We start from the raw sequence: 10,436 nt of genomic DNA, 5'->3' as shown, positions 1-10,436 counted from the left end.
GAAAAGTCCCCAAGCTCCCTCTCTGTCCAGCAATGTTCTAAAGTTGATAAATATCAATCTAACAAAAACTCAAAGCCTTATTGTACAAGCTTTACAAGCATAAGTTGTTGATAGTTTTGCATGACAGGTTCGGTAGAGCCTTGAAAACTTAAATAGAGATTTAACATTATGACTAAATTAGATATAGCTCAAGCTAAATCCGATCTCTCAAAACTTCTCGATTTGGCAATTAACGGAGAAGAAATTGTTATTATGCAAGGCGACGAGCCAGTAGCCAAAATTTCCCCCATCAAACGACCCTTAAAACGAGGAAGTGCTAAGGGAAAAGTATGGATGAGCGATGACTTTGATGAACCTCTTGAAGACTTTCAAAATTACAGGGAATGACTTTTTTATTGGACACACATATTTTTCTTTGGTTTGTTAATGACGATCCTAGATTAAGCAATGCTCTCAAAGATTTAATTGAAGATGAGAACAATTTTAGTTATCTTAGTATCGCCAGTCTTTGGGAAATGTCTATTAAATATAATTTAGGAAAGTTAAGGTTAGTTCCTTCCTATGAAGAGTTTATTGAGAAAGAAGTGAACGAAAGTAGGATTGTTTTCCTAAATCTTGAACTAGAGCATCTAAAAATTAATGCTTCTCTACCTTTTCACCACAGAGCTCCTTTTGATCGCATTATTATTGCTCAATCTATGGCTGAAAATCTCCCTATCATTACAAGTGATTCAATTTTCAGTCAATATTCGATTGCGCTTATTTAGTGTAACTCAACAAATGAAAATATTATTGATCTTAGATCAAGATGAAGGAATAGCTCCCAATGATCCAGCCGCTCTTCTAGATTAGATTGAAGCATTGGGACAAAAACGTTATCAACAAATGATTCAATTTAGACAACAATTACAGGAGGGATAACCATGACACAATCTAACCCTATTGAGATCACTTTTGGTAGCGATAACATCTTTGAAGATTTAGGATTTAACAGTGAAGAAGCAACTAACTTAAAAATTAGAGCCGATTTGATGTTAACCTTGCGGTCTTTTATCCTCGAAAAAAGATGGACACAGCAAGAAGCCGCCACTTTTTTCGAGGAAACACAACCGAAAATTAGTGATTTAATGAATGGAGAAATTAGCCGTTTTACTGTTGATAAATTACTCAGTCTTTTAGATAAAACGGGAATGAAAGTTAAACTCGAAATCTTCACCAAGTAACTTAAAATCATCAACAATTGACCATGAACAAGGGTTACATCCACATGGGAAAAGGATTTAATTCATCTTCCGTCAAAGTCTCTTTTAACCATCCCATGCTAACAGGAACATCATACAATCTTCCTGTCCCTAAACGCTTCCACATATGACGCATTCCGGGGACAATGACTTTAGCTACTCTTAAACCAATATCAGGACGAGTTTGGTCTAATACTAACATTTCCATCCCCTTTGACTCAACAATTCGCTGACACAATTTAACATCCTCTAATAAATCATCACTGGCTAATTGTAAATAATCATTACTTTTTTTCGGTATTATTTTACTATCGGGAACTAAATAAGATTGATTGCTTAACCTTGCCTTTTGCCACCATTTAACCGCCAAAGGATCAGCAGAAGAATTATAAATCGTTGTCCCATCTTCCTTAAAAGATAACACATTCGGCAAGATTTGATTAACCTCAGTTAACGCCCGACTAATAGCAATTTTCGGGTCAAAATGCGCCCCATACCCTAACAAAATGTCCTCCACTTCCCGCTCCTTTCTCGGACTAATAGCGGCAAAACAAGGGATATTCAAATCACTGGTAATATCTAACACCCATAGCTCCCGATTTAACCCCTCATAATATTGCTTTAATTGCTCAAAATATGGCTCATTAAAGCTCTCTAAATTAACGTAAGGTTTAACTAATTGATTATACCACCATAAAGCCACACAATCTCGTTCCAATAACTCCATAAACCCTTGTAAAATCGCTTCTTCTATCGTATTTCCCGCAGCGCAGCCATTAGAATCAGCCCAACAATCTAAGGGTTCAGATTGAGGATAACCATAATAACAATATCCCGTCGGTAAATACTTAAAATCTTGAGCAGTTAAAGACCATACAGGAGTCCAATCAATCATTCTAGTTTCATCAAAAGGTTCAGGGACTTTTTGAAACCATCCTTGATTCTTCCCATTCCATTCTTCTCGATGTTGATATTGTTTTTCACTAAAATTCATACATTTGTTAGGATGAATAGCTTTATCTCCTAACTCTTGATAACTGGCTTTTTCTCTGATTTCATTCCCTTGAAAAACCCCCGAATACCGCTCAATAGCTTCACAAAATCCACTGGCTTTTGCTTGACTATCTGTACGGCCTTTTCCCGCACTTCTACCTCCAACATTTTGTCGTAAACTGTCTAAATCATCAAAGACACTACGAAAATGATGTTTAGCTACATAAGTATGAACTAAAGCATTCCCTTGTATCTTATTTAATTCTCGCACAATTCCCGTAATAGGACCGATATGATGTTGATAGGTTTTTAAGGTTTCTTCAGGAGAACAAAAACGATGTCCCCCATCACTGGTAAAAGCCTTTTTACGATGTCCCAAAACCACGGGTAAAGGTGTTTTATTTAGAGAATATCCACAACTAGGACAGTTCGGACGTTTAACTAAAATATGCTCTTGAAATTGTAAATTTAAAGTATCATAAGTCATTAGTATTCCTTCTAAACGTTGATTTTTACCTTGAATAATCCACTTAAAAACCTCCATAGCCGTCAGATTTAAAACCGTCTGTATTGTCGCTGAAGAAAACCCTAAAGGAGAAATTAAAGAAATCTTACTTTCTCTCTGTCTAATGATAAATTCCTCCACGGGACGATTATCTCGTAACCGTTGAGCTAAACAATGCCAACAACCAGTTTTATCGGGATCAAATAAGGGACCAATCCAGGCTAGATTTCCCCGGGGATTAACTAATAACCAAGGCTTGTGTGAGACTAAAGCTTGTTGATTAATACTCTCTAAATCAGGATGAAGATAATTATCGGTTAAAATAATGGTTAAATCCCCTTCATCTGCGACTTGAACTTGCAAGGAATTTAAAATATTGATCAAATCTTGCTGGGGAATTGAGCCTAGGCTTTTAACCGTAACCTTCAGAGATTGTAATCGTTCAAAAGCTTGGGCTTGAGAAACCTGAAGATGATGGCATAAAATTGCTAAATTAGACGGCAATAATTCTTTTTTTTCTAATAAAAACCCTCGTTTATATAACTGAAAAATTGCTTTTTGAATTGCCAGACTATAATTAATAATAACTGCAAGCGAATTAGGATTATTGGGATTAATTTCTTGATTTTGTAACAATTCTAACTGAAGAATATCAATAATTTCATCAAGATTACGTTGACCATCAATTAATCTTACCAAACGATAATAAAGCGGCTCTTGGAAACAGATTGATTCTCGCTCAGATAGAAAAAATACCGTATTTGGTTCTAAGGTTTCAATTGAATAGGCAGGATTCCAATCAAGCTGGTTGAACACAATTTTTACTCTCTTTTTAAGGGATAGTTAAGGTTGATTATATACCTATAATATAAGGTTGATAGCAGTCATCTTAATAGTGAGGTGCGAAGTTTTCGTTTTCGGGAACAGGGAACGGCGAGGGAGCAGCCCATTTATGCCAAAATATAAAAGCGATCGCTAAAATTGATTAAATTTATGCAATAGGATAGCAAATCCGCTTTTAATAGCATGATTAACTCCCAAGTTATCGATTGTTTCTCTCTTCTCCCCGTTCCCCGCTCCGGCACTCCCCACTCTCCTCTACCTTTTAAACAGGATTTGCTATGAGACCCCTAATTTCTTCCCTGCCTAAAATTTCTCAATTTCTCGGAATAAATTTGAGTACCAAAATCAGGGTAAATAGCCCAAATATCAACTTAATAAAGTTTTAATAGACATTTAAGCTCTAATAGATTAATCCTACTTTTTTTAAAGCCGATATGCTGCCTCGCTAATCCTTTTAAGACTTGAAAACTTGGTATTCTGTCAGGGGTTGGCCGTGAGAGGTGTCAATTTTCAAGGATAATTTGTAACAGAGTGTTGAAAATTCCTTTAATCTTAGTTATGAGCGATCGCCCACCAGAACTAACCCTAGCCGACCAGGCCCCTGCCAACTACGAATGTCGCTCCTGCGGCTACGTTTACGACCCCAGCAAGGGAGATAGTAAAACCAACACTCCCGCTGGAACCCCCTTCGAGGAATTGCCAGAAACGTGGCGCTGTCCCGTGTGTGGTGTGCGTCGTTCCCAATTTATCAACATCGGAGCTAAAGATGCTCCTTCGGGATTCCAAGAAAATCTTAGCTATGGTTTTGGAGTCAACCGTCTCACTCCTGCACAAAAAAATATTTTGATTTTCGGGGCTTTAGCACTAGGATTTGTTTTCTTTATTAGTTTGTATGGTTTAAACTAACTCAAGCACTCATTATCTTTAATCCAACGGCTCTTGTAGCCCTGTAACCCTTCGGGAACAAACCTTAATCCGTCCCGATTCCTTGACCAATACCTCTGAACCATTGATGAGAAAACTGAAACAATTCGTAATAGTTCTAGCTGTAGCCTTTTTCTGCTTTAGCTGTAGTAGTGTGCCATCCCTGAGCAGTAGTCCTTGGCAAATCCTCACCCTCGACACTGACTCCACTTTTGCCGATATCGCCTTTACCGACGACCCGCAGCACGGTTGGTTAGTGGGGACCAAATCTACCCTCTTTGAAACCAGCGATGGGGGGGACAGCTGGCAGCAAAAAGTCCTCAACCTTGGCGACGAAAAAGTTAGCTTTAGCGCCGTCAGTTTCCACGACCAAGAGGGTTGGATTGTCGGTAAACCCTCAATTCTTCTCCATAGCGAAGACGGGGGCAGCAGCTGGTCCCGTATCCCCTTAAGTGAAAAATTACCCGGTTCCCCCTACGGAATTATCGCCCTGAACGACAAAACCGCCGAAATGGTCACGGATTTAGGTGCTATCTACCGCACCAAAGACGGGGGCAAAACTTGGCAAGCTTTAGTGGAAGGTGCTGTGGGTGTGGCCCGGACAATTGTTCGTTCCCATGATGGTAAATACGTGGCCGTTTCCGCACGCGGTAACTTTTATTCTACCTGGGAACCGGGGTCAACAGAATGGCAACCCCACAATCGTCTTTCTTCCCGCCGTTTACAAAAAGTCGGTTATGGTGAAAAAGGGGAATTGTGGGCCCTGGCCCGGGGTGGTCAACTACAATTTACTAGCCCCAATGATCTCGATACATGGGAAGATAAGGTATTCCCCGAGTTTTCCACCAGTTGGGGACTTTTGGACCTCAACTACCGCACCCCCGAAGAAATTTGGGTCGCTGGTGGTAGCGGCAATCTCTTGGTCAGTGATGACGGCGGCCAATCTTGGCAAAAAGATCGCGCGGTGGAAAGTGTCCCCTCCAATCTCTATCGAATTGTTTTTATCAATTCCGACAAGGGTTTTGTCTTGGGACAAGATGGGGTTTTACTGAAATATAATCCCCCCAGCGAACCGGCCTAAAACTTGTCTCAGGGTCAACAAAGTCTCTATTATAGAGATTGAATTTTTCAAGTCCTATCATTCCGAGGAGAACCGTCCATGTCAGGTAGTACCGGCGAACGTCCTTTTGGCGATATCGTTACCAGTATTCGTTACTGGATTATCCATAGCATCACCATCCCCATGCTCTTTGTCGCAGGTTGGTTATTCGTGAGTACCGGTTTGGCTTACGATGTTTTTGGCACTCCCCGTCCCGATGAGTATTACACTCAAGAGCGTCAAGAATTACCGATCATTAATGATCGCTTTGAGGCCAAAAATCAAATCGAGCAGTTTAATCAGTAGTTTACTTTAATTAAGGATAAAAACAATGGCTAGTGGTAATCCCAATCAACCCATTTCTTACCCCATTTTCACCGTTCGCTGGTTGGCAGTTCATACCTTAGCGGTCCCCACTGTCTTCTTTATCGGTGCAATTGCGGCAATGCAGTTTATTCAACGCTAGGAGAACAATTATGGAAAGAACACCTAATCCGAATCGGCAAGCTGTCGAGTTAAATCGTACTTCTCTTTACCTAGGTTTACTCCTAGTTGCTGTCTTGGGAATTTTATTTTCCAGCTATTTCTTTAACTAATTAGTCCCGATTCATTGTCATCGCAATTAGGAGGTGTTATTCATGTTCGCAGAAGGTCGTATTCCTTTGTGGTTAGTCGCCACCATCGCCGGTCTAGGCGTTATCGCCGTGCTTGGTCTTTTCTTCTACGGAGCTTACGCCGGTTTAGGTTCCTCTATGTAATTCCATTACGGGTAATTTCCCCCAGCAAAAAGCCGTTAGTTATTTCTATAACTAGCGGTTTTTTCAGTATTCGGTGAAAAGTAAAGCTCGATCGAACTTTATACTAATACTAAATCCGTTGAGTAACGCACAGAAAACGGGTTTCTCGGAGAAACCCGTTTTCTACTCATGCACTCATGCAAAAAGGGGAGAATAAATAATCAGTTTTTAAAAACGGATTTATACTAAATCCGTTTTTAATAGTGTGATTAACTCTCAAGTTATCAATTGTTTCTCCCTGCTCCCTTCTCCCCACACCCCACACCCCACACCCTACCCCCACGAAAAACTTTTTCAGCAGACCCTAATTAAAAAAAGGAGTCAAAGACTTGACTCCTTTTTTTATATGGATGATTTAGCTAAAACTAAACCTCTTGTTTACGAGTGCTAAGATCACCCAATTTTTGGAATAAACCGAATTCCACTTGTTCTTCCAGATCCGGATCGACCCCGGCGAATACGTCGCGGTAGATGGTACGAGAACCGTGCCAGATGTGACCGAAGAAGAATAGTAAAGCAAAGACAGCATGACCGAAAGTAAACCAACCTCTCGGAGAAGTGCGGAATACCCCGTCAGACTTCAGGGTTTCGGTGTCAAACTCGAAAGCTTCACCGAGTTGCGCTCTACGCGCAAATTTCTTCACATCAGCAGGATCGCTGAACACCTGACCATCGAGAGAGCCACCGTAGAAAGAAACGGTAACACCACTTTGTTCAATACTCAGTTTCGATTCCGCACGACGGAAAGGAATATCAGCGCGAACGATACCTTCCGAGTCAGTCAGGACAACGGGGAAGGTTTCAAAGAAGTTAGGCATCCGACGTACGCTGAGGACGCGACCTTCGCCATCTTTGAAAACGGGGTGTCCTAACCAAGATTTAGCAATACCGTCACCGCTATCCATGGCACCAGTACGGAATAAACCACCTTTAGCGGGGCTATTACCGACATAATCATAGAAAGCCAGTTTTTCGGGGATTGCTTGGTAAGCTTCGGCGATGGTGGCTCCGTTGGCGATGCTGGCCTCGACGCGACGCTCAATTTCTTCTTGGAAATAGCCCTTATCCCATTGGTAACGGGTCGGGCCAAAGAGTTCGATCGGGGTAGTAGCATTACCGTACCACATGGTTCCAGCCACGACGAAAGCGGCAAAGAAAACAGCGGCGATACTGCTAGAAAGCACCGTTTCGATATTACCCATTCTCAGGGCTTTATAGAGTCTTTCGGGGGGACGGACGGTTAAATGGAATAAACCGGCGATAATCCCGACGATACCCGCAGCAATGTGGTGAGCTACCACACCCCCGGGGTTAAAGGGGTTAAAACCAGCCGGTCCCCATTCGGGAGCTACGGGCTGCACATGACCGGTTAAACCGTAGGCATCGGAAACCCACATCCCAGGACCCCAAAGGCCTGTTTGATGGAAAGCACCGAAACCGAAGCAGAGTAAACCGGATAAGAACAGGTGAATACCGAACATTTTCGGCAAATCGAGGGCAGATTCGCCCGTGCGGGGATCGATAAATAATTCTAAATCCCAGAAAACCCAGTGCCAAACCGCCGCTAGGAATAGCAGACCGGATAAGACGATATGAGCGGCGGCAACGCCTTCAAAAGACCAGAAACCGGGGTCAACACCAGTTTCGCCGGTGACGCTCCAGCCACCCCATGAACCAGTGACACCTAAACGGGCCATGAAGGGCAGCACGAACATTCCTTGCCGCCACATCGGGTTTAATACGGGGTCACTGGGGTCGAAAATAGCAAGCTCATAGAGGGCCATGGAGCCAGCCCAACCCGCTACCAGTGCGGTGTGCATCAGGTGAACGGAAATTAAACGGCCCGGGTCGTTGAGAACGACTGTGTGTACTCGATACCAAGGTAGTCCCATTGACTACGCTCCTCCTATTGACAATTTAGTGTCCACTTAGACGCTTTTTATATTCAGGGTCAAAATATAAGCCCAACACTCTCGACGGTTAAGTGCAAGAGTTAGCCGACCTACATTATCCCTTGAAAAGTGTATCTATTCTAAAGAAGTGTAACTATTGTTAGAACAGATTTCAAGTCTTTGCGATCGATCTTCCGCCAGAATATTCCAGATCAGGGAGTGGGGTGTAGGGAGTGGGGTGTAGGGTGTAGGGTGTAGGGTGTGGGGTGTGGGGTGTGGGGTGTGGGGTGTGGGGTGTGGGGTGTGGGGTGTAGGGTGTGGGGAGAATAAATAAAAATAATCTCCCGTCTCCTGAATCCTAACTCCTGACTCCTGACTCCTGATCACTGATAACTGATAACTGATCACTGATAACTGATTACTTCCTCAGTAGTTCTTCGGCATTTTGCAGGATTTCGAGGACTTGTTCGGCACTAATCAAGCGTTTTAGCACCACTTGCCCGATGGTGGGGACAGTATCGGCAATTTCGGCACTCTTGGGGGCAACTTCCACCATAATCACAGCTTCTTCCACCTTATAAAGCCATAAAACCTGTTCTCCCTCTAAAATACCCATATTTAATCGCTCTATCTGCGGTGGTCGTCGCCAACTACTCGCATGGTCCCACAAACCGCCAAATTCCCACACCCGTCCTATTGTCCAACCTGCCGTTAAGAAAAAATATTTCACTTTGTTACTCAATCTAGAATCAATCTCTAGCTTTCTGGCTTAATTAGTTTTCAGCCGTCAAATTTTATCAGCTTTTTAGCCCTCAGCCATCAGCCAGAAAAGACAATAGGCAATAGGCAAAAGTCAGCTTTGTTCTCCCTGCTCCCCGCTCGTCAATTCATAATTTATAATTCATAATTCCCACTCCTGTCTCCTATGACGGCTAATAGCTAGTCAACGTCCCGTTAATTTCACCACCCCAATGCCCCCAAAGTATAGACCCAAGACCGCCCCTGCTAACAGGGATTGGGTGAGAGGATCTGTGGAAGGGGTTAAAATCGCGCCTAAAATCACCGCCCCCAAAACCACGAAACGCCAGCCCGATAACATCGTTTGCGAGGAAATAATGCCTAAAAAGCTCAAAATCAATTGAATAACGGGAATTTGAAAGGCGATGCCGGTACTAAACAGTAAAAGTAAGACAAATTCAAAATAGCGCTCGATCGACCAAGCTTGTTCGACCACTTCCGCCCCATAATTGACAAAAAAGTTTAAAGCGGCGGGAATCAGGGCAATATAGGCAAAAAATAAACCAGCAAAAAATAAAACACTCGATCCTAACACTACCGGGACAATTAAACGCCGTTCGCGACGGGTTAACCCCGGCAGCACAAAGAGGATAATTTGCAAGAGAATGACGGGACTAGCCACCAGTATGCCGCTATATCCAGCTACTTTTAGGGAGACGAAAAAAAATTCTCCCGGGGCCAACTGCAAAAATTTTACCCCTTGGGCGGGGACTTCCAGCACTTGTACTAGGGGTTTAACGAAGATAAAACATCCCACCGCACCCACAGCCACGGCAATTAAACTATAGAAAATCCGGCGCCGCAACTCCTCCAAGTGGTCAAATAAGGACATTTCCACTTCTCCGGGTAACTCATCGAGGAATTCAGGACTGTCTGGGGGTGGGGTTTTTACTTCTGTCGATGACATGGCTTTGGCTCGATCGTTCTCTACTCAAGCCTTTATCCTAGCATTGATAACCCTTAGCTATTAGCCGTCAGCTATCAGAATCATTCCAACATCGTCGGGTTTGCTCGGTGACAGGTTGCCAATCGAGTTTGAATTAAGTGGAAAATTCTCCCTGATAGCGATCGCACTATTCTCAGGGTTCAGGTGGAATCTGTAACTGCAAGTCTTCAATCAGTGACGGGATTTCAGCCTGAACCACATCCCATACAATATTGAGGTTGACATCATCATATTCATGTACTAACCGATTTCTCATTCCAATAGACCTCTCCATAATTTAATTAAATCACAATAATAGGATATAATAAAACAAATAGTAACTCAAAAAAAGCCATGAAAAACTACACTTGGGAATACATTCAAAAATATCCGAAACAAACTAAAAGACTATTAGGAAT

The 10,436-nt window shown here is 42.5% G+C and carries 14 protein-coding genes; 9 read left to right on the top strand and 5 right to left on the bottom strand.

Annotated features, from left to right (window positions below):
• The first annotated feature begins 168 nt into the window (after positions 1–168).
• From IM475_RS17900 to IM475_RS17890, 3 genes are all read left to right on the top strand, one after another.
• Positions 169–387 (top strand): type II toxin-antitoxin system Phd/YefM family antitoxin, encoded by a 219-nt coding sequence (locus tag IM475_RS17900; protein WP_002738737.1) that lies wholly within the window; start codon positions 169–171, stop codon positions 385–387.
• Positions 384–767: a type II toxin-antitoxin system VapC family toxin gene (locus IM475_RS17895; protein ID WP_287728603.1), complete on the top strand. Its 384-nt coding sequence runs from the start codon at positions 384–386 to the stop codon at positions 765–767. The genes IM475_RS17900 and IM475_RS17895 overlap by 4 nt, the downstream gene beginning before the upstream one ends.
• Before the next feature lie 156 nt (positions 768–923).
• Positions 924–1,223: a helix-turn-helix domain-containing protein gene (locus IM475_RS17890; RefSeq protein WP_287728602.1), complete on the top strand. Its 300-nt coding sequence runs from the start codon at positions 924–926 to the stop codon at positions 1,221–1,223.
• Positions 1,224–1,257: 34 nt separating this feature from the next.
• On the opposite strand, the gene IM475_RS17885 is transcribed toward IM475_RS17890, so the two are convergent.
• Positions 1,258–3,555, bottom strand: coding sequence for a TOMM precursor leader peptide-binding protein (locus IM475_RS17885; RefSeq protein WP_287728601.1), 2,298 nt, complete (start codon positions 3,553–3,555; stop codon positions 1,258–1,260).
• 585 nt (positions 3,556–4,140) lie between these two features.
• On the opposite strand from IM475_RS17885, the gene IM475_RS17880 reads away from it, so the two are divergent.
• The 6 genes from IM475_RS17880 (at position 4,141) to IM475_RS17855 (ending at position 6,363) form a co-directional block, all read left to right on the top strand.
• Positions 4,141–4,488: a rubredoxin gene (locus IM475_RS17880; RefSeq protein ID WP_002757647.1), complete on the top strand. Its 348-nt coding sequence runs from the start codon at positions 4,141–4,143 to the stop codon at positions 4,486–4,488.
• 106 nt (positions 4,489–4,594) lie between these two features.
• On the top strand, positions 4,595–5,587 hold the full coding sequence (locus IM475_RS17875) for a photosynthesis system II assembly factor Ycf48 (protein WP_287728604.1): 993 nt from the start codon (positions 4,595–4,597) through the stop codon (positions 5,585–5,587).
• 78 nt (positions 5,588–5,665) lie between these two features.
• Positions 5,666–5,911 carry a cytochrome b559 subunit alpha gene (psbE, locus tag IM475_RS17870; RefSeq protein WP_002737435.1) on the top strand — a complete coding sequence of 82 codons (246 nt, stop codon included), beginning with the start codon at positions 5,666–5,668 and terminating at the stop codon, positions 5,909–5,911.
• 25 nt (positions 5,912–5,936) lie between these two features.
• A complete protein-coding gene (gene psbF, locus IM475_RS17865) occupies positions 5,937–6,071 on the top strand; it encodes a cytochrome b559 subunit beta (protein ID WP_002736175.1) in 135 nt (44 codons plus the stop codon).
• Positions 6,072–6,081: 10 nt separating this feature from the next.
• Positions 6,082–6,201, top strand: a complete 120-nt coding sequence (psbL, locus tag IM475_RS17860) for a photosystem II reaction center protein PsbL (RefSeq protein WP_002735805.1) — start codon at positions 6,082–6,084, stop codon at positions 6,199–6,201.
• A 42-nt stretch (positions 6,202–6,243) separates the two neighbouring features.
• The gene (locus tag IM475_RS17855; protein WP_002736108.1) at positions 6,244–6,363 is read left to right on the top strand and encodes a photosystem II reaction center protein J; all 120 of its coding nucleotides are present in this window, start codon (positions 6,244–6,246) and stop codon (positions 6,361–6,363) included.
• A 404-nt stretch (positions 6,364–6,767) separates the two neighbouring features.
• On the opposite strand, the gene psbB is transcribed toward IM475_RS17855, so the two are convergent.
• The 4 genes from psbB to IM475_RS17835 form a co-directional block, all read right to left on the bottom strand.
• Positions 6,768–8,294 (bottom strand): photosystem II chlorophyll-binding protein CP47, encoded by a 1,527-nt coding sequence (gene psbB, locus IM475_RS17850; protein WP_002757651.1) that lies wholly within the window; start codon positions 8,292–8,294, stop codon positions 6,768–6,770.
• Between the two features lie 418 nt (positions 8,295–8,712).
• Positions 8,713–9,024, bottom strand: coding sequence for a hypothetical protein (locus tag IM475_RS17845; RefSeq protein ID WP_287728600.1), 312 nt, complete (start codon positions 9,022–9,024; stop codon positions 8,713–8,715).
• Between the two features lie 213 nt (positions 9,025–9,237).
• Positions 9,238–9,999 (bottom strand): twin-arginine translocase subunit TatC, encoded by a 762-nt coding sequence (gene tatC, locus IM475_RS17840; RefSeq protein ID WP_002770330.1) that lies wholly within the window; start codon positions 9,997–9,999, stop codon positions 9,238–9,240.
• 172 nt (positions 10,000–10,171) lie between these two features.
• A complete protein-coding gene (locus tag IM475_RS17835) occupies positions 10,172–10,294 on the bottom strand; it encodes a HepT-like ribonuclease domain-containing protein (protein ID WP_287660708.1) in 123 nt (40 codons plus the stop codon).
• Positions 10,295–10,436 lie beyond the last annotated feature (142 nt).

The organism is Microcystis sp. M061S2 (genome assembly GCF_020245605.1).
In the GTDB taxonomy this organism is placed as follows: Bacteria; Cyanobacteriota; Cyanobacteriia; order Cyanobacteriales; family Microcystaceae; genus Microcystis.
The sequence above is the reverse complement of the archived record's forward strand: the minus strand, read 5'-3'. Positions and strand labels throughout refer to the sequence as shown.

Coding starts and splice junctions, on each gene's coding strand:
- IM475_RS17880 (WP_002757647.1), top strand. CDS start 4,141: ATGAGCGATCGCCCACCAGAACTAACCCTAGCCGACCAGGCCCCTGCC.
- psbB (WP_002757651.1), bottom strand. CDS start 8,294: ATGGGACTACCTTGGTATCGAGTACACACAGTCGTTCTCAACGACCCG.
- IM475_RS17900 (WP_002738737.1), top strand. CDS start 169: ATGACTAAATTAGATATAGCTCAAGCTAAATCCGATCTCTCAAAACTT.
- psbE (WP_002737435.1), top strand. CDS start 5,666: ATGTCAGGTAGTACCGGCGAACGTCCTTTTGGCGATATCGTTACCAGT.
- psbL (WP_002735805.1), top strand. CDS start 6,082: ATGGAAAGAACACCTAATCCGAATCGGCAAGCTGTCGAGTTAAATCGT.
- IM475_RS17875 (WP_287728604.1), top strand. CDS start 4,595: ATGAGAAAACTGAAACAATTCGTAATAGTTCTAGCTGTAGCCTTTTTC.
- psbF (WP_002736175.1), top strand. CDS start 5,937: ATGGCTAGTGGTAATCCCAATCAACCCATTTCTTACCCCATTTTCACC.
- IM475_RS17835 (WP_287660708.1), bottom strand. CDS start 10,294: ATGAGAAATCGGTTAGTACATGAATATGATGATGTCAACCTCAATATT.
- IM475_RS17890 (WP_287728602.1), top strand. CDS start 924: ATGACACAATCTAACCCTATTGAGATCACTTTTGGTAGCGATAACATC.
- tatC (WP_002770330.1), bottom strand. CDS start 9,999: ATGTCATCGACAGAAGTAAAAACCCCACCCCCAGACAGTCCTGAATTC.
- IM475_RS17895 (WP_287728603.1), top strand. CDS start 384: ATGACTTTTTTATTGGACACACATATTTTTCTTTGGTTTGTTAATGAC.
- IM475_RS17855 (WP_002736108.1), top strand. CDS start 6,244: ATGTTCGCAGAAGGTCGTATTCCTTTGTGGTTAGTCGCCACCATCGCC.